The sequence below is a fragment of the Proteiniborus ethanoligenes genome (assembly GCF_900107485.1).
GTDB classification, from domain to species: domain Bacteria; phylum Bacillota; class Clostridia; order Tissierellales; family Proteiniboraceae; genus Proteiniborus; species Proteiniborus ethanoligenes.
This window is the reverse complement of the sequence record NZ_FNQE01000016.1, coordinates 56,743-76,262: the sequence shown is the minus strand read 5'-3', so window position 1 is coordinate 76,262 and position 19,520 is coordinate 56,743. Positions and strand designations below refer to the sequence as shown.

Below are 19,520 nucleotides of genomic sequence, written 5' to 3'. Positions count from 1 at the left end.
TGCTAAATCTATATAAGATCCTTTGTTAGTTATATATTCTTCTATAACTTCTAGTTTAAACTCCTTAGTGTAAGAATTGTTTCTCTTTGTAGTATCAAATGCATTGACCCCATGTTCTCTATATTTAAAGTACCATTCTCTTAATGTTGTCCAATTAACTCCAATTTCCTCGGCTATGCTTTGAAAACTACCTTTACCTTTCTCATAGTCTTTGCATGCTTGAGTTTTTGTTTCTATACTATACTGTGATTTCTTCCCCATAAAAAATACCTCCAAGTAGATAATCTAATTTTAATTAATTAGACTGTCTACTTTGGAGGTATCATATCACCTTCATATTAGGGGGTATTTCCTCTGTATCTAGTCTTTTATATGCATTTTCTTTATATGTGTTTAGTACCTCATTGTAGGGAATTGCCTCTCCCTTCATATCTCCAAATTTCTTTACCTGTATAATATCCTTGTCACCAGTATCATTTACATTTCCGTGTACTTGAGTAGCTTCTCCATCTCCACCTAGATTTTTAGGTGTAAAGATGCTTTCATAGTCTTTAACTTCTTTTTGAGAGCCCTCTTTTTTCCCGGACTGCCCTGAGCCACTGCTGCCTGATGAGCTTTCACTGCCTGGTGATGAGCCTTCTCCTGCTCCCGAGCCTGCACCAGAGCCTTGACCCTGTCCTTGCCCTACTCCACTTCCCCCTTGATTTCCTCCACTATTACTTCCTTGGTTGCCGCTTCCAGATGGATTTTGTCCTGTAGGATTACTATTGGAGCTTTGTGGTGGCTTTCCTGTAGCAGCGGTTAAGTTGTCTAATGCTTTATTAAGCTCAGATATGGCTCCTGAAACCTGAGAATCATTCATTAATCCATCTAAGGATTGAGCTAGGCTGTTTAAGCTGTTGGCTAACTTTTCATTGTCAATATTTCCTTCTATACCCTGTGCTACTATATCTGATATTTGATTAAATGCGTTTAGAAGCTCAGGATTGTCTTTTAAGGCTTCCGAAAGTGCATTTAAATCCTGTGCCACATTTTTCAACTCTTCACTGTTCATATTTTTAATATCTTCAGACATTTTTTTTATACTTTCCCCTAGCTCTTCCCCATCCTTACTCTTTATGCTTTCAGCAAGGTCTTTAGTAAACTCCTTATTAGAAAGCTTTTTAGCAATTTCCTTAATTTTTTCTTCCCTAAGTCTATTTTCTATATCCTTCAATTCCTTCTTTGTCTTTAAGGCTTGTTTCTGGATATCCTTTAGATTGTCTGATTTACTAAGGTTTTTCTTAAGCTCCTTTAATGTACTCTCTATTTGCTTTTTTTCTTCTAAGGTTAATCTCTTTTCTTCTTGGATGTTTTTTTCTATTTTCTTAATATTCTCTATTTCATTTTTTATTGTATTCTTGTTTTTCTCTTTAATTAGTCCTTCCTCATATGAAGATGTATTAATAAATCCTACAAAAATAGATGAGAGGATTAGTAATAACACTGGGGCTAAAATTTTCATAGAAGGCTTGAGGCTAATACTCTTCTTTAAATCACTCTTGCTTAAGCTATCTACCGCATCTTTTTTTTGTAGCTCTGCAAGCTTTGAGCTATTTCCCTTTAGCTCTAGTGCAGTAGTGATTCTTTCCTTAAGGCCCAATGAATCTACTAATCTTGCAGTTTCATAATAGGAAGGACGGTTTATTATTGACCATATAAACCCTAGCAATAGGGATATGACTAAGGATATGACTATTTTCGACAAAATAAATGTAATAGGAAATATCCTAGATAAAATCATGATTATTAACATAGCTGATGAAAATAATATTAGAGAATAGGATATATATTTTACAAGTCTATTTAAATAATATTTAATTCTTAATGATTTTAATAATTCTAGTAATTTCTTATCTAGCATGAGAATCAATCCTTATTTGGAATTTTTATTTTTTCTTTTCTTTTTAACCTTTGATTTACCACCTAATCGAGTCATAGGGTTAATCTTTAGTGATGATAAATAAAGTAAAATACTTGATGCTACTATATCAAAGCCTAGATTAATATATAAAGGTGTTAAAGGATTCCCACCAGTTCCCCTACCAATAAATCCACTTAATATATCTGTACCCATCATATTAAAAAGTATTGCTCCAAGTCCGCTAAAAGGATTGGCGTATAGTACTATTGGGAAGGATTGTGTAATAGAAAGTCCTCTAGGTAAATAATAAAAGGCTCTAGTTAACAATACTACAAAAAATGTACCTCCCAAAAGGAATAACGTAATAGCATAGCTAGCTATAGTTGATGTAGAGGTTTTTCTAAAAAATGTAGACATGAATATACCTATGCTACCAAAGAGTATTGCAGTTACAAAGTAAAACCCAAATATAATGATGATATTTCCCGGGGAAACTCCACCAAATATGAAAAATGTGCTCATAACCGGTATAGACACTAATAACAGGAGTATTACTTCAGCTAGTGAAGAAAATAGCTTCCCTAATATTATTGATATACTTGACATTCTAGTACATATAAGCAAATCTAAGGTGCTTCTCTCCCTTTCTCCTGAAATACTGTTTGAAGTAGTAGCAGGTACTATAAATGTTAATAGCAATAGCTGAAAAATAGTAAATACAAAAAACATTTCTTTTACAGTATCTAATCTCATTCCCCTATAATCATTGTAAGAAAAAAGCATATCTCCAAATACTAAAAGTACTAATAAGGATAATAATAAGACGTAAAGGGACATCATAACGGGAGTTCTCCAAGTTCTCATACTTGTCTTTAGTTCCTTCTTTAATACTGGATTCATTGCTCCACGTCTCCTTTCGTAACCTGCATAAATATTTCTTCTAAATTGCTTTCTAGAAGATTAAATGAAGCTAGTGGAATATCTTGTGCTACAAGCTTTTTAATAAGATTAGCACTTTCCCTCTCCCCACCATCAAAGCTAAATTCAATTATATTTTCATTTTCGTATATGTTTGATACTAAAGGCTCTTCCATTAGTAAATTTACTGTCTTCTCTATATTATCTAAAACTTTTATGCGTAATCCATGTGTACCGGTTACCTTTTTCATTATCTCATCAACAGTACCACTTATGACCATTTCGCCATTCTCTATTATTCCTATACTAGTACAAAGCTCTGCCAATTCAGGCAATATGTGAGAACTGATTAATATGGTCTTTCCCATTTTTCTAAGCTCTCTTAATATATCCTTCATCTGCACCCTTGCTCTAGGGTCCATACCTGATGCAGGCTCGTCTAGGAGTAAAAAACTAGGATTGTGGATAAGGCTTCTAGCTAAGCATAGTCTTTGCTTCATACCTCTAGATAATTGGTCTACATAAGAGTCTACTTTATTTGTTAAATCTACTAGGTCTAAAAGATCCCCAATCATTTTTTTCTTTTCTTCCTTATTAAGTCCTGCTATGTCAGCATAAAACTCTAAATATTCATTAACCTTTAGATTGTCATATACACCGAAAAAGTCAGGCATGTATCCTATTTGGTTTCTTGCTTCTTTAATATTCTTAGATATTTCTGTATCATTTATATATATGCTTCCAGAGGTAGGCTTAAGCAAGGTCGCTATCATCTTTAAGGTAGTAGTTTTTCCTGCACCATTTGGCCCAACAAAACCAAATATTTCTCCTTCCTTTATTTCTAAGGAAAGATTATCTACTGCAGTAAAGCTTCCATATTTTTTAGTTAAATTTTCTATTCTTATCATCTATTTTGCTACCCCCTTTACTGAAAATGTAGGTATGCGGATGTAATCTCTTCCGTCCAATTCTATTTTTATCTGAGTTCCATATGCTTCATCATAATAGATGTCTCTATTATCCATATCTATAGATATGGTAAAGCTATTATAAGTCTCCCATTCATCCCTTTCATAGTTGTATATCCAAACCTTGTGACTTGAGGATACATTGCCATAAATTAAATTAATATCCATCTTTTCAAGCTCTATATTGTCCTCTGGCTTTGCTGACATTATTACATAGCCTTGGCCATGAAGGCTTTTATCATAGGTATCTAGATGTAAGCTTGATAATTCTAATATTTTTAGGGATAAAATCCCATAAGGTATATTAACTAATTCACCAGGCTCATAACCTATTTCTATAGGCATAGTAAATAAGTTTCTATCTATTCGGTCTGTTGCTTTCCCGTTTACAGTTATATCACTTAAAAGCTTATCTGTATTCCATGCTATTAGAAATGCACTATTTTCATTATCATAATAAGTATTTGAACCGAAAAAACCTTCTAATATTTCTCTTTTCATTTCATTAGGAAGAATATCTTCTTGAGCCACATTAGTTCTTGGCCCTCTATTCCATGGGTAAATAGAATCTAGTACTTGATAAAAGTCTTTTCTATACATTGAAGCAGTTTGATTAGATGAAGCTGTAGTGTTGAGCTTAAAATCAATTTTTTTAGCATCTCCACTTTTAATGTCGCCTATTCTATAATAGTCAAGCCCATAAAATATAATAGCATCCTTCAACTCTAGACCTGAATTGTTCTTAATCTCACCTGTTAAAGCATTGTCCTTTAATTTAATTTCTTGAATTATTCCATTATCAAGCCTTTTGCTTTCGTTAAATGTTACCTGTTGAACATCCCAAACTCCTCTTTTCTTAAAGGAGATAGTCTTGTTTTTGTTAAGGATATATTCAAGGACAATATCATCCTCATTAAATTCAAGATATTCTGCTCTTACTTCATTGGCTGGTATTGATATGTTCACATTTTCTCCACCCTTTATATCTACACTTCCATTTTTAAAGCTTATAACTCCTGAGGAAGTGTTTATATCAACACTGGTCATATCTTTATTAAAGCTAATTATAGAAATATTGTTCATAAGTGGGTTTTTAAAGCTGCCTCCCGTACCCCATAAAAGTATTATAGAAGAAGCAAGCACTGCTAAAGAAGGTATTGTAATCCAAGCAAGCTCCCTTTTATCTAGCTTCTTTAAAACTATATAGTTTATAGGCCCTACTACTAGTGTAAAAGCCATTAAAATAATTATCATTACTTTAACAGATGGCACCTTGCTTTTAGGTAAATATCTGTTTAAATAAGAGTATCTGCTATTAGAGTTACTATTTCTGGCAGCCATATCCAAGGAATATTTCCATGAAGTACTACCATCTAAAAATTTTTCTAAATACTTAACTCTTCCTTCCCATTCTACAAAGGGACTTAGTCCTAGGTCAAACCCAAATATAATTACCTTGCCATTGCCTTTATTGGAGCTAAAAATAATTGGCTGATTATCTTCCTTAAGCTCTACTTTGCCCGCAATTAGCTCTGCATTTATTATAGATAAAGGAATATTAGGCTGGAATACTCTTCCATAGGTGTCCTTCATGTCATTAAACTCTGTAATTGAAGCAGACCCATTTATTTTAACAAAATTTAGGTCATCTAAATCCTTTAATGTTTTGCTGTAATTTGGACCTGTACCTATTAGAAGGACCCCTCCATCTTCTATCCATTTCTTTAATGCTTCTTTTTGATCACTATTTAAATTCTCGGTATTATAATTATTTATGAGTATCATGTCCAGCATGTTTAAATGCTTAGGATTTGTAGGAAAATTATCTATTTCGCATATGGAAGTATTTCTTGATGTACCTCTATTATTTGCATCTGAAAAAGCCATAAGAGTTAAATATCTAAGGGACTCAATATCATCGCTTAATATTCCTATGCCTAAAGTATTGGAAGATTTGGGTGTCGGCATTGATAAGGCTTTTTCCTCCCATATTACCTTATCATTATTATCTAAAATTCTTATTGCATATTTAGATGTGTATCTATCATTATTAATTTCCATTGTTACAGTCTTTGTAGCGCCCTTTGCTATATCTAGCTCTTTAGTATGAGCCACATATAGCTTTTTACCTGAATAGGATATTACCTGAAAAAGCACTTGAACTTTACCTTTTACATCCTTTAGATTATTTTTTATCTCTATGCTTATTGGCGTATCATATTCATATTTGTAAAAGCCATTAAAGCCTACATTAGATTTCACTTCGAAGGCTTCTTCTCCATAGGCTTCCATAGAAAACCCCAGAGAGAATATTATTAAAGATAAAAATATTAACAATATTTTCCTTATACTGTTATGCATTGTGTCCTCACTCTCCTAATCTTTCAATACTAATTTAACGAAAAAAACTCTTGTTTGTTCCATACACTATTTTATTATACTATATTTAGCATCTTTAAATAGTTAGTTAATAGAATTGTAAGAATAATGTAATAAAAAACAAAACCCTATACATGAATTATTCACGTATAGGGCTTAGTTTTTTATTTGTTTAATAAATTTTCTATAATAGTTGTTCTAATCTTGCCTTATCAAAGCCTACGATTTCTTCACCATTTACAATGATTACTGGAACTCCCATATATCCTTTTTGCATTAATTCCTTTCTTGCAGATGGATCAGTTTGAATGTTTTTTTCTTCGTAGCTTACACCTTTTTCATTTAGATAATCTTTTGCTAATGTGCAATATCCACATGTATTGCTAGTAAAAATTGTTACATTTGCCATTACATAAACCTCCTTGATCGTTGTTGTAATATAATTATACCCTATAGGGGTATAATTAATCAACCTCTTTTTGAAGTTTTTATTTTTTATTCAATATTACTTCTCCACTCTTTCAAGGTAAGTTTTCTAGATTGCTCTAATACTACAGGATCATTTTCTGCAAGCTTTTTTGCTTCTTCAAAGCTATCTGTCTTGTAAATTATAAGCCCTCCACTATGATCTGTAAATGGTCCCTTTGCAAATATTTTCCCCTCATCTATATATTTTTGGAGATAAGCCTTATGTACATCTAATATTTCTGCATCCTTCTTAGGGTCTATAGTTTCTAATATAGCAGCATATAATATCATTCTATTCAGCTCCTTATAAGTTTTAAACTATTGTATTATATATTTAAATTTTACGCAATAGAGAAACTACACAGTATTTCATTATACTCTTCACCAACTTCCTCATTATTGAATACTATAAAATATGTAGATTTTTTAAGGAGACGATAAGGATGAAGAATGAAAAAATAGTAGAAATCAAAAACATTCGTATGAATTACCACACTCTAGATGGAGAAACTGTAGCAATAAAAGATATAAGCCTTGATATTTTTAATGGTGAAATAGTTGGATTTGTTGGTCCTAGTGGTTGTGGCAAATCTACATTACTGTCTATAATAGCAGGATTGCTTAAGCCAACAAAAGGTACTGTTTATATCAATGGAAAGGAAGTAAACAGTCCTAGCAAAAACATTGGGTATATGTTCCAAATGGACCATCTCTTTGAGTGGAGAAACATTATAGACAATGTATTAATAGGATTAGAAATACAAAAAAAAGTAAATGATGATACTAGGAAGTTTGCTGAAGACCTTCTTAATACTTACGGTTTATCTGATTTTAAAATGCATTACCCTAGACAGCTTTCTGGAGGAATGAGACAAAGAGTAGCACTAATTAGGACCTTAGCTGTAAAGCCAGATATCCTTTTATTAGATGAACCATTTTCCGCTCTTGACTATCAGACAAGACTTGCTATTGCTGATGAAATAGGTACTATTCTTAAAAAAGAGAAGAAGACTGCTTTATTAGTTACACATGATATTGCAGAAGCTATTTCTATGTCTGATAGAATAGTTGTTTTGTCTAATAGACCAGCTACAATAAAAGAAATAGTCCCTATTGATCTAAGCTGTCCAAATGGTAATAGAACACCTATGAAATGTAGGGAAGCTCCTGAATTTAGACATTATTTCAATAAAATATGGAAGGAGCTTGATGTTCATGTATAAAGAAAAATTTATAGACAGCAGTATATCCAAAGAACAGCAGGAATACTTAATAAGAGTTAAAAAGAGAAAAAAAGCAATCCTCATAACTCAAATTTCCATATTGGTTTTATCAATTGTTCTTTGGGAGCTTGCTGCACAGTTTAAATGGATAGATACTTTTCTAACTAGTAACCCTTCAAAAATAGTTAAGCTTTTTATTAAATATGTAAAAAACGGTTCAATTTTTGAACATATTGGAATTTCCTTAATGGAAACTATTGTAGGTTTTTTAGCAGGAACTGCATTGGGAATAATAATTGCTGTTTTCCTGTGGTGGTCAGAGTTCTTAGCTAAGGTTTTAGACCCGTACATGGTGGTTTTAAATAGCCTTCCTAAAACAGCCTTGGCTCCTATTATAATTCTTTGGGCTGGAGCTGGCTACTCTGGTATTATAGTTACAGCAGTTAGTATATCTATTGTCATAACCATATTAAATATTTATGGAAGCTTTATAGAGGTTGACGAGGACAAAATAAAGATGCTAAAAACCTTTGGTGCTACTAAAACTCAGATATTAAAAAAAGTAGTGTTCCCTGCAAGCATACCTTCTATGATAAGTACTTTAAAAGTAAATATAGGAATGTCCTGGGTTGGTGTAATAGTTGGTGAGTTTATTGTATCTAGAGCAGGTCTAGGATATCTTCTTGTTTATGGTGGGCAAGTGTTTCAGCTAGACTTAGTTATGATGAGTGTTATCATACTAGCCATACTAACTACCTTTATGTATAAGGTGATATCTATAATAGAAAATAAATTTATGAAATGGAGACATTGAAAATCTAGGCTGTTGATAATAAATGTTATCAGCAGCCTAGATTTTATTAGTATTATTCTGCAACTATTTTATTTACACAGCTACCAACACCATCAATAATAACTTGGACTACATCACCAACATTCATTGGACCTATTCCAGAAGGTGTACCCGTTAATATAATATCACCCTCTTCAAGAGTCATATAATTAGAGCAATAAATGATAATATCCTCTACAGAAAAAATCATATCACTACATGAGGCTTTCTGTTTTATCTCTCCATTTAGTAGAGTTGTTACTGTTGCCTTATTAATATCTACTTCTGTTTCTATCCATTGACTACAAGGCAAGAAGGTATCAAAACCTTTAGCAATTATCCATTGTCCATCAAGAGGCTGTAAGTCCCTAGCTGTTACATCATTAACACATATATATCCTAAAATATAATCTTTTACATTATCCTTAGTAATATTTTTACCTGTTTTTTTAATTACTACTGCTAATTCTCCCTCATAATCGACTCTACTGCTAACCTTAGGATATATAATGTTCTCTCTTGATTTTATAAGGGATGTTCTAGGCTTCATAAAAATTACAGGCTCTTTCAAAATACTTAAATTTACTTCTTCAGCATGGGTTTTATAATTTAATCCAACGCATAATATTTTTGATGGGTTTACAGGTAGAAGAATATTAATTTCTTCTGCCTTTAACTTTGGTTCATTTGATACCTTCATGGAATTAAAGTTATCTACCAAGGTTACCTCATCATTATCTAAAATACCATAATGTATTTGCTTTTTCTTTTGGAATCTAATTAGTTTCATATTTATAGCTCACTATCTCTTAATCTGTCTGGATCTATCTGATTTAAAGCGATCATTTCTTCCCCTGTAGGAGGTAACGATACAGAAAATCCTTCATGGTCTATACTGAATGAAGTATTTTCTATTATGCTATCTAAGGTTTCAAATGGATAAAGCTCATACAATTTTAGCTTACCATCCACTCTTTTGAAAATACATTTTGGAGTAACTACATAAGAAACATTTCCTTTAGCAGTTATAAAGTCAACGTTCTCAACAAAGCTTCTAGTATCATGCTTTGATTTCCAGACAATTGCCTCCTTAGCTGTTGGTAACAATACTGCACTTCCTGCTCCACCAGGTAATCTAACCTTAGGATTATGGTAATTACCTATAACAGAATTGTTTATATTTCCATATTGGTCTACCTGGCTACAGCTTAAGAAAGCTATATCTAATTTATTGCGAGCTGAAAGATCAAATATATCTGTTAATTTGACAACACTTTTACTTGACTGGAACAAATTATTTCCATCAGTAGATATGGTTAATTCTGCATCTTCAATGTTTACTCCACCAGTTATATTTAAATATGTTAATTCTTTATTGTGTACTTTTCTGCTTAGCATAATAGCAACCATAGGCATTATTGATGCTACACCATGAAAAGCATTTTCTTTATTCTTTAATAATCTTGCCAAGGATACTACCATCATATCTGAAATTCTTATATCTTCCATAGCTATCTCCTTTCCTTGTTTACTTTAAGGTTCCCTTATTTTTAAAGCTATTTATTTTTTCTTTATCTAATCCATAATATCCAGGACAATAGCCAGGGCTTGCACCTTTTGGTAGCTCTACAACGTACTTAACAAACACTTCGCTAATATCTGCTTTTTTATCCTTAAAATATTCATCTCCAACAATTTCTTCGCAGGTTATAATTGTGTTTTTAGCAGCTCTACATACTATATCATCTTCATACATAGGCCCTATTATTTCGCAGTTCCCAAATCTATCAGCTTTTTGAACATGAATGATCCCCCAATCAGGAACTATGGCTTGTATGGCAACTATTTCTTCTCCTGTATATGGGTCAGCAACAGTTTTGTAGTCCATGGTGTGGACTAAATCACTACCCAAAAGTCCACGTATTGGCATGAAAGGAATACCATATATAGCAGCTCTTAAAGCTGCTATTACAGAATAGCATGCATGCTCTTGAACTTGGATTTCTCCATCTTGGACTGCTTTTCTATAATTATTACACAATCCAAACTCACCTTCATAGCTTATAAATCCTGCTGAAACTTTTTTAACTGATTTTGAAAGTGCTAAAATATCTATTTCCATAGCCATAGCAGTTTTTACTATATGCAAATCCTTTATATTTGAGTTTGCAATGTGATAAGCTACTTGTATTGGGCTTCTATGAAGTACATTACCCCCAAATGCAATAATATCATTAGATTTCATCATTTCAATTACTTCATTAATATCTCTAATTTTGTCCATAACATTACTCCTTTACTGATTGTGCTACTATATGAATGGCATCCCAAGGCATAGAATATGGTGGTGCGTATCCTAAGTCTAGTAGGGAGATTTCATCTAGTGTCATTTCATTGTGAATACAAACGGCTAAGGTGTTCATTCTCCAAGCCACATCCTTCTCCCCAATAAGCTGTGCCCCAAGCAATACCTTGTCCGGTTTTCTATATACAATCTTAATCCTAATTTCCTTAGAATCTGGATAGTAAGGTGCATGAGTCTGTGCAGTTATTGTATGAACTCCATAATTTATTCCATTACTCCTTGCCTCCGCTTCACTTAAACCAGTTCTTGCACATTCCAAATTGTTGACCTTCATCATAGCACTACCCAAAGCTACTTCTAATCTAAAATCCTCTCCCTTAATAGACTTAGCTACTAATCGGCCCTGCTTGTTTGCATTTGTTCCAAGTGGAATAAATACATTTTTCTTTAATATTCTATGATATATAGTTGCACAATCACCACAGGCATAGATAGAATCAATATTTGTCTTCATTCTTTCATCTACTACAATTGCGCCATTTTGTAGCATTTCAACTCCTGTACCCTCTAAGAAGCTTGTATTAGGTCTTACTCCTAATGCAAGAATCACCATATCTGCATCAATTATGGCCTTATCAGTTACTACCCTATTTACAAAATCTGTTCCTTCAACTTTTACTAGAGTTTCAGAGCATCTAATATCAACACCTTGATTGATTAGGCTAGTTTTTATATGGTCACTCATGTCAGGATCAAAGGATTGCATTATGTGATCTAATCTTTCAATCAAGGTTATTTTTTTCCCTAAATGGTGGAAAGTTTCAACTAATTCTATGCCAATATATCCTCCACCTACAATAACAACATTTTTAATTTTATCGTTTATAGCTGATTTTATCTTATTAGCATCCTCTATAGTCTTTAGTGTAAATACGTTTTTAAGGTTTACGCCTTCAAGCTTTGGGACTATAGCAGAAGCACCTGTTGCAATTATACAAATATCATAACTCTCCATATATTCATTATTATTTTCGTCTAGTATTGTAATGGTTTTGTTATTAGGCTCTAATTTAATTACTTCATTTCCTAATCTGACATCAATACCTGATTTAATGAATTCCTCTGCTCTTCTAATTCTTAGTAACTCCTCTACTGGATTTACATCTGAAATATAATATGGTAACCCGCAAGCCCCATATGAAGTTTCAAGCCCCTTTTCTAAAACGATGACCTCAAAGCTTGGATTGTCCCTTTTAATCTTAGCTGCTGCACTCATTCCTGCAGCAACTCCACCAACAATTACTATTTTCATATTTTCCCTCCATTTCATCCCTAGTCTAGCAATAAAAACCAACTACCAAGGAACAAGTTAGAGTTACCTTGGTAGTAGCTTCAGTAAATATTAGAATATAAAGCTTGCTGCGAAAATTAGTATTAAGCTTATTACTGCCTGCAAAGCACATACTAGTGTATATACCTTGAAGCCGCCTGTTACTGTTAACCCTGCCATTTTACTTGTTATCCAAAATGCACTGTCGTTAACATGAGCAGTTGCCAATGTTCCAGAGAATGCTGCTAATGCTAAAAATACAGGTGCTACATCTAGTTGTGCTGCCATAGGGGCAACCATTGATACTGTTGTTATCATTGCTACAGTTCCTGAGCCTTGGGCTAGCTTTAGTAATGCAGCTATTAGCCATACGAATAAAATTGGATGAATATTAATAGCTCCTACAACTTCTAATAGTGCATCTCCAACCTTTACAGCACCTAAAACTGCTCCTAAGGAAGCTCCTGAGCCTGTGATAAATAGAACAGTACCTATTGATGAAAGGGATGTGTTCAATACTTTTTCTATTTCTCCTAGCTTCATATTACGAGATAAAGCTAATAATATTGCTGATAATAATCCAAAGAACATAGCCACGTGCTTATCTGAAACAAATTTTATTATTTCAGGTACATTTTCAGCTCCCATTGTAACTGATGAAACAGTTCCTAATATGATTAAAATAATTGGCACAAATACTGGTAGTAATGATAAGAAAAATCCTGGTAACTCTTTTTCATCCTTTATTAGTTCACTTTCTAGCTTTCTTTGCTCTGCAGCATGTGCTTCATCATATTCTTCATCTTTAGTCGGATCCCAGAAGTTTTTTCTTGATAAAAAGAATTTGTCATATACAAACATTGCAAGTATAAATGTAGGAAATCCTATTACTATTCCCCAAAGAATCATTGCTCCTACATCAACTCCAAGCAAGCTTGCTCCAGTTAAAGGTCCAGGAGTTGGTGGAATAAATGTATGTGCGATACCAAGGCCTGCTACTAATGCACCCGCAAAATAAGGGATAATTTTATTACCTTTCTTAGATAATGCTCTAGCAAGTGGCATTAGAACCACATAACCAACATCATAAAAAACTGGAATAGAAACAATAAATCCTGTTAAGCCTAGTGCATATTCTGATTTGTCCTTACTAAAAAATTTAACAATATTGTTTGCAATTGACTGAACTGCTCCTGTTGCTGCAACTAATTCACCTAGCATAACTCCAAAGCCTACGCTAAATCCAAGCGCAGCCATTGTGTTTCCAAAACCAGTGGTAATTGTGCTAACAGTAGTAACTAGTCCTAGCTTAGATGATATCCCCATAAATAATGATCCTATAAATAGTGCTACAGCTGGGTTTGTCTTAAGCTTAATAATCAAGAAAATAATTAATACAATGGTTATTGCTAAACTTAATAATACTGGCATTATAATCCCCCTTGTTATTTTATAATTTATTGAATGTAAAGCGTTTTCTCCTACATAGTGAATTCATTCAAGTATATTGAAATGGCTAGGTCTTACTAGTTTGGGGTATTTATGTTGTAAGAACAAGTGCCTTTAAATGAGGAACCTAGCCCAATTTCAATATTTTAATAACGCAATCAATGTTTTTAGTATATCTTAAGCTATCTATTCCACTATGGCTCCATGTGAAGCTGATTTAACTGTTTTAGCATAACGCTTTAAGTAACCAGTTTTAATCTTTGGCTCTATAGGAGCCCATTGTGCTTTTCTTTGTGCTAACTCTTCATCACTAATTAATATATTTAATGAACGATTGATTACATCCAATTCAATAATATCGCCTTCTTTAATTAAGGCTATTGGACCACCTTCAGCCGCTTCCGGTGATACGTGTCCTATACATGCCCCTCTAGTTGCACCTGAAAATCTTCCATCTGTAATTAGGGCACAATCAAGACCTAATCCAGCCCCCATCATAGCTGATGTAGGTGTAAGCATTTCCCTCATACCTGGTCCACCCTTAGGACCTTCATATCTAATTACAACTACATCTTTTTTCTTGATTTCTCCATTTAGTATTGCAGCAACTGCATCTTCTTCTTTATCAAATACGCGAGCTGGTCCAGTATGCTTATACATTGAAGGGTCACAAGCTGATTGCTTGATTACTGCTCCTTCTGGTGCCAGATTTCCGTATAATATTGCTATACCACCTTCTGCATAATAAGGGTCATTAAAAGGTCTAACTACATCATAAATCTTACTTGTCATACCTTTAACGTTTTCAAGCATAGTTTTACCTGTTACAGTCATAATATTTAAATCTACATAATCAAGATTTGCTACCTCATTTATAACTGCTTGTAAACCACCAGCTCTATATAAATCTTCTAAGTGATATTTTCCTCCTGGGCTAAATGAACATAGCTTAGGTGATACCCTACTCTTTTCATCAAAATCCTTTATAGTTAACTCTACTCCTGCTTCATGTGCAATAGCAATTAAATGTAGTACGGTATTGCTTGAGCCTCCAATTGCCATATCTACTGCTAATGCGTTTAAAAATGCTTGTCGAGTCATAATATCTCTTGGCTTAATATTATTTTCAACCAAGTACATTATTTGCTCTCCTGTTTTCTTTGACAATGCTTTTCTCTTTGCTAAATATGCTGGTATTGAAGAATTAAATGGTAATGCCATACCTAAAGCTTCTGCCATGCAATTCATAGAGTTTGCAGTACCTAAAAGTCCACATGCGCCACAGCCTGGTGAAGCTTCTTCTTCAAATTCACTAAGCTCTTCTAGTGTCATATCTCCAGCTGCAACCTTTCCTGCAGCCTCGTAAAGTAAGCTTCCATCTGTTGGTTCACCTTTATATCTTCCAGCGTACATTGGTCCTCCAGCTATTACAATTGATGGAATATTCAAACGAGCTGCTGCTATTAGCATAGCTGGTGTGATTTTGTCACAGTTTGTAACCATTACTAGACCATCTAATTGATGAGCCTCTGTCATTGCTTCTATTGAGTCTGCAATTAGCTCACGTGAAGCTAAAGGATAATGCATCCCTGAGTGTCCCATAGCTATACCATCACATATAGCTATAGCTGGTATTTCTATTGGAACACCACCCTTTGATGCAACCCCTAGTTTAACTGAATATGTGATTTCATTTAGGTGAATATGTCCTGGATTAACCTCATTAAATGAATTAACTACTCCAATTAATGGTTTTTTTAAGTCATCATCTGAAAGACCTGTAGCTTTTAATAGCGATCTTTGTGTAGCTCTTTGGTATCCTTTAGTAACCTGACTACTTCTCATTTACATTCCCCTTTCTTTTTTCAATGATTTCATGGCAAATATCTAAAATTTGATCTTCTTGTCCTCCAACAACCTTACGTTTTCCTAATTCTTCGAAGATCAGTTTAGAATCTATACCAAACTTTTCAGCATATTCAATAACATGTAGATAGAAGCTAGAGTAAATTCCAATGTAGCCTAATAGTATTGACTCACCAGTTATCTCTAAGGAATGCTCAATAATTGGTCTCACTTCATTCTTTCCAACCTCTATAAGCTTGTATAAATCAACACCTGTTTCAATTCCCATTTTATTTAGTACTGCTACTATAGCTTGAAGGTTTCCATTCCCACAGCCTGCTCCCAAGCCTTCAAAGGTTCCGTCTACATAATCACATCCTGCAACTATTCCAGCTATAGCATTACCTACTCCTAAGCCTAAATTATTATGAGTGTGTACTCCTATAGGGATACTTACTTTTGAACGAATGGCATTTACTCTGTCTTTTATGTCATCTGGTGTCATAGCACCTGATGAATCTGCAAAATATACTACATCTGCTCCGTATTCCTCAGCCATTTTTGCTTGCTCTGCTAGTTCTACTGGGCTAGTCATATGTGTCATCATGAAGAACATTATAGCTTCTAAGCCTAAGCTTTTAGCTAATCTTATGTGTTGTGCTCCAACATCTGCTTCTGTACAGTGTACTGCAACTCTTACTAAGTCAAGACCTGCCTCAACTGCTTTTTTTAAATCTTCCATTGTTCCTAGGCCTGGAACAAGCAATGTTCCTACCTTAGTATTTTTACACATTGATTTGGCAGCTTTTATCAACTCAATAGTGCTTTCTTTTTCTAAACCATATTGAAGCACTGAGCCACCCACTCCGGCACCATGTCCTACTTCAATACAATAAAGTCCTGCTTCTTCAGCTCCTTTTGCTATTGCCATAACCTTTTCCTTTGTATATTGATGATGAATAGCATGGCTTCCATCACGCATTGTTGTATCTATTAGCTTTATTTTTCTTCCCATTTCTTCTCCTCCAATCTTTAGTTGTTTTTCAATATATTTTTTGCGTATAATTCAGCTATCTTAACTGCAGATGCAGTTTCAATGTCTAAATTTCCTGCATATGGCGGTAGAAAATCTCCTTGTCCCTCTATGGTTACAATTGTAGTAATAATTCCTTTATCCACTGTAGGGCGAAGAGTTAATGTATATCCTGGTACATATTCTTGGATACTCTTAACCATTTCCTCTACTGCTTTTGCAATTTCTTCTATATCATATTCTTCTTTAGGAATGCAGAATATAGTGTTTCTCATAGGTACTTCTGGAATTGCAGGGTTAAATATTGTAAGAACCTTTGCCCTATCGGAGTTTGTTAATAATTCAATTGCTCTAGCAGTTGTTCTTGTATATTCATCTATATTATTTCTAGTTCCTGGCCCTGCACTTTTACTAGCAACTGCAGTTACAACTTCTGCGTATTCAATTCCAACATGCTTACCAATTGTATAGATAATTGGTGTAGTAGCTTGTCCTCCACAAGTTATTAAATTTACATTCTTAACCTTTAGTGCGTCTTCCATATTTACCATTGGGGAAACTATTTTTCCTATTGCAGCTGGAGTTAAGTCTATAGCGATTTTTCCTAGTTTTTCCAAAATAGGTCCATGAATTTCACTGTGTGCTTTTGCAGTTGTAGCATCTATAACTATATCTGCAATATCTGGATTGTCCTCAATAAACTTGATTCCTTCTATAGATGTTGGTATACCTAGGTTTCTAGCTCTATTAATTCCTTCAGATTCCATAATGCCAATCATAGCACTCATTTCTAGAACAGAGCTTCTTTGTACCTTGTACATTAAATCTGTTCCTATATTTCCTGGTCCTATTATTGCCACTTTTACTTTTTGACTCATTTATAATAACCTCCTTTATTAGTTAACGTTTGCATTATTGCAATTTGTTTTAATTAATTGTAAATTTTGTAATAAAATGTCTTTGTGGGCAGCGTTTAACTAGGGCAAGCTAGTTAATTCGCATTAGATATTAGTAAGTTAAATTATTTTTTTTGTTTAAAAAATTTGAAGTATTAGCACAGTAGATGTTAGAGATAAATGATGCTGTTCTTTTTAAATCCTCTATAATCTCCAAATAATTTGATGGGCTTTTGCTGTCATAGATTGATAAGGATATTGCGCCTTGAGCTTCAAAATTGTTATTGAAAATAGGAACGCCATAACAAAATAATCCAATTTCTGATTCTTCGTTATCAGTTGCATAGCCTTTTTTTCTTATGGTTTTAAGCTCTTTATACAACTCTTCCTTTGTTAATATTGAATTAGCTGTAAATTTTTTAAATTCAATTTTATTATCAATTATTGATTTTTGTCTGCTTTCTGGCAAAAATGCCAGTATAGCCTTTCCAACACTTGTAACTTGCATATGATGTACTTCACCTCGTGCAGGTATAGTAGTGTTATCACGCTTTACAGTTCCAATTTTGCCAACGCATAAAACTTTACCATTTTGCTCTACAACTAGATGAGACATACAATTATATTTATCTGCAAGAAATGCAATCAAGGGTAAAGATATATCCACTAGATTATTGATATGATTCACATTGGAACCTAATATAAAAGCGTTTACCCCTAATCTATACTTTCCATTCTCTTGATTTTGAGATATATATCCTAATTCTAATAGGTTAGACAATATTCTATGAGCTGTACTTAGTGGTAAATCTAAAGCTATAGATATATCTTTAATTCTTAACTCATTATTCTCTCTAGAAAATAGCTCTAAAATGTTAAATGCTTTAATAATTGATTGGATCTGATTTTTATCTCTCATCTCATATCACTCTTACAGACACTTCGCCAAGACGGTCAAATATAGCTAACACACTATCACCTTTTTTTATAGAGAACACTGGTGTGAAGGAGCCTGACAGTATAATTTCACCTGCTTTTAATTCAACCCCATATTTCAATAATTTATTAGTTAGCCATGTAACAGCTTCAATTGGATTCCCCATTACATTTGCACTAGAACCATGTGTAACTAGCTCTCCATTTACATAAGAAGCCATGCCTATTACTCTTAAGTCCAGGCCATCTAGTGGTGTTATTCTATTGCCAAGAACTATTCTTGCATAGGAAGCACTGTCGCTAATTGTATCTTGTATCTTTATCTTCCAATCCTTTACTCTACTATCTACGACTTCAAGTGCAGGACAAATTCCTAGAGTAGCATTAATTATATCCATGTTATTTACAGGGTACATATCTACAGTTAAATCTGATTTTAAAACAAATGCTATCTCAGGTTCGATTCTTGGAGCAATCAGTGTTGTAGAGTCAAGCTCTCCCCCATCTCCAACAAATCCTGAAGATGTTATGATTCCATAGTCTGGTTCATGTACTCCTATCTGCTCTCTAATGGCTTTATTTGTTAAACCTATCTTCTTTCCAATAATCTTTTCTCCGTCTTTAAGCTTTAAATCGACAACAGCCATTTGAATCTTATAGGCATCCTCAATTGTAATGTCTGAAAACCTGTCTGTCAGCGCTCCCATAGGACTACAATTTTTTTCAGCATTATATATTTCCAAGGCACAATCTTTAATAAGCTTTTCATCCATAAATTTTACCTCCAATCTTTCTAATTAAATTATACTCTAAATTTTTATCAACTAAATACATGTATTAAATATTTCCGCTATGCGGAAGAGGTTTTCTTATTGTAGTTTTTCATAATTATCATAAATAATACATTAATAATTGTAGTGGATTAAAAATATTTCAAACGCATAAAAACCTTTTGTTTTCAATGTATGCGTAGCTTTTTAGCTTTAGTATTTTAGTTTGTTGAGTTTTAAAATACTATAGTACTTTTGTGCTTCA

At 33.5% G+C, this 19,520-nt stretch carries 19 protein-coding genes; 2 read left to right on the top strand and 17 right to left on the bottom strand.

Annotated elements, in window-relative coordinates:
• From BLV37_RS08085 to BLV37_RS08055, 7 genes are all read right to left on the bottom strand, one after another.
• The coding region (locus tag BLV37_RS08085) for a transposase (protein WP_143031495.1) at positions 1 to 261 on the bottom strand (261 nt) is incomplete at its 3' end.
• A 61-nt stretch (positions 262 to 322) separates the two neighbouring features.
• Positions 323 to 1,903, bottom strand: a complete 1,581-nt coding sequence (locus tag BLV37_RS08080) for a hypothetical protein (RefSeq protein ID WP_091729796.1) — start codon at positions 1,901 to 1,903, stop codon at positions 323 to 325.
• 12 nt (positions 1,904 to 1,915) lie between these two features.
• Entirely contained in the window at positions 1,916 to 2,803 is an 888-nt protein-coding gene (locus tag BLV37_RS08075; protein ID WP_091729792.1) for an ABC transporter permease, read from the bottom strand.
• Positions 2,800 to 3,729 carry an ABC transporter ATP-binding protein gene (locus BLV37_RS08070; RefSeq protein ID WP_091729790.1) on the bottom strand — a complete coding sequence of 310 codons (930 nt, stop codon included), beginning with the start codon at positions 3,727 to 3,729 and terminating at the stop codon, positions 2,800 to 2,802. The genes BLV37_RS08075 and BLV37_RS08070 overlap by 4 nt, the downstream gene beginning before the upstream one ends.
• Entirely contained in the window at positions 3,730 to 6,081 is a 2,352-nt protein-coding gene (locus BLV37_RS08065; RefSeq protein ID WP_143031494.1) for a DUF7408 domain-containing protein, read from the bottom strand. It lies immediately after the preceding gene.
• Between the two features lie 271 nt (positions 6,082 to 6,352).
• Positions 6,353 to 6,577 (bottom strand): glutaredoxin family protein, encoded by a 225-nt coding sequence (locus BLV37_RS08060; RefSeq protein ID WP_091729785.1) that lies wholly within the window; start codon positions 6,575 to 6,577, stop codon positions 6,353 to 6,355.
• A gap of 86 nt (positions 6,578 to 6,663) precedes the next feature.
• Positions 6,664 to 6,927, bottom strand: coding sequence for a YciI family protein (locus BLV37_RS08055; protein WP_091729783.1), 264 nt, complete (start codon positions 6,925 to 6,927; stop codon positions 6,664 to 6,666).
• A gap of 152 nt (positions 6,928 to 7,079) precedes the next feature.
• Here BLV37_RS08055 and BLV37_RS08050 point away from each other — a divergent pair, with 152 nt between their 5' ends.
• Positions 7,080 to 7,859, top strand: coding sequence for an ABC transporter ATP-binding protein (locus tag BLV37_RS08050; RefSeq protein WP_091729780.1), 780 nt, complete (start codon positions 7,080 to 7,082; stop codon positions 7,857 to 7,859).
• Positions 7,846 to 8,673, top strand: coding sequence for an ABC transporter permease subunit (locus tag BLV37_RS08045; protein WP_091729778.1), 828 nt, complete (start codon positions 7,846 to 7,848; stop codon positions 8,671 to 8,673). Before BLV37_RS08050 ends, BLV37_RS08045 begins: the two co-directional genes overlap by 14 nt.
• A 52-nt stretch (positions 8,674 to 8,725) precedes the next feature.
• On the opposite strand, the gene BLV37_RS08040 is transcribed toward BLV37_RS08045, so the two are convergent.
• The 10 genes from BLV37_RS08040 to BLV37_RS07995 form a co-directional block, all read right to left on the bottom strand.
• A complete protein-coding gene (locus tag BLV37_RS08040) occupies positions 8,726 to 9,481 on the bottom strand; it encodes a fumarylacetoacetate hydrolase family protein (protein ID WP_091729775.1) in 756 nt (251 codons plus the stop codon).
• Positions 9,482 to 9,483: 2 nt separating this feature from the next.
• On the bottom strand, positions 9,484 to 10,200 hold the full coding sequence (locus BLV37_RS08035) for a CoA-transferase subunit beta (protein WP_091729772.1): 717 nt from the start codon (positions 10,198 to 10,200) through the stop codon (positions 9,484 to 9,486).
• A 19-nt stretch (positions 10,201 to 10,219) separates the two neighbouring features.
• Positions 10,220 to 10,975 carry a CoA transferase subunit A gene (locus tag BLV37_RS08030; protein ID WP_091729770.1) on the bottom strand — a complete coding sequence of 252 codons (756 nt, stop codon included), beginning with the start codon at positions 10,973 to 10,975 and terminating at the stop codon, positions 10,220 to 10,222.
• Between the two features lie 4 nt (positions 10,976 to 10,979).
• Positions 10,980 to 12,308, bottom strand: coding sequence for a CoA-disulfide reductase (locus tag BLV37_RS08025; protein WP_176967923.1), 1,329 nt, complete (start codon positions 12,306 to 12,308; stop codon positions 10,980 to 10,982).
• Positions 12,309 to 12,398: 90 nt separating this feature from the next.
• A complete protein-coding gene (locus BLV37_RS08020; RefSeq protein WP_091729765.1) occupies positions 12,399 to 13,757 on the bottom strand; it encodes a GntP family permease in 1,359 nt (452 codons plus the stop codon).
• A gap of 204 nt (positions 13,758 to 13,961) precedes the next feature.
• A complete protein-coding gene (gene ilvD, locus BLV37_RS08015; protein WP_091729762.1) occupies positions 13,962 to 15,620 on the bottom strand; it encodes a dihydroxy-acid dehydratase in 1,659 nt (552 codons plus the stop codon).
• Entirely contained in the window at positions 15,610 to 16,635 is a 1,026-nt protein-coding gene (gene dmpG, locus BLV37_RS08010) for a 4-hydroxy-2-oxovalerate aldolase (protein ID WP_091729759.1), read from the bottom strand. The genes ilvD and dmpG overlap by 11 nt, the downstream gene beginning before the upstream one ends.
• 17 nt (positions 16,636 to 16,652) lie before the next feature.
• Positions 16,653 to 17,531, bottom strand: coding sequence for an acetaldehyde dehydrogenase (acetylating) (locus tag BLV37_RS08005; protein WP_091729756.1), 879 nt, complete (start codon positions 17,529 to 17,531; stop codon positions 16,653 to 16,655).
• Positions 17,532 to 17,661: 130 nt separating this feature from the next.
• Entirely contained in the window at positions 17,662 to 18,468 is an 807-nt protein-coding gene (locus BLV37_RS08000; protein WP_091729753.1) for an IclR family transcriptional regulator, read from the bottom strand.
• A gap of 1 nt (position 18,469) precedes the next feature.
• Positions 18,470 to 19,258, bottom strand: a complete 789-nt coding sequence (locus BLV37_RS07995; RefSeq protein WP_091729750.1) for a 2-keto-4-pentenoate hydratase — start codon at positions 19,256 to 19,258, stop codon at positions 18,470 to 18,472.
• Between the last annotated feature and the right edge of the window lie 262 nt (positions 19,259 to 19,520).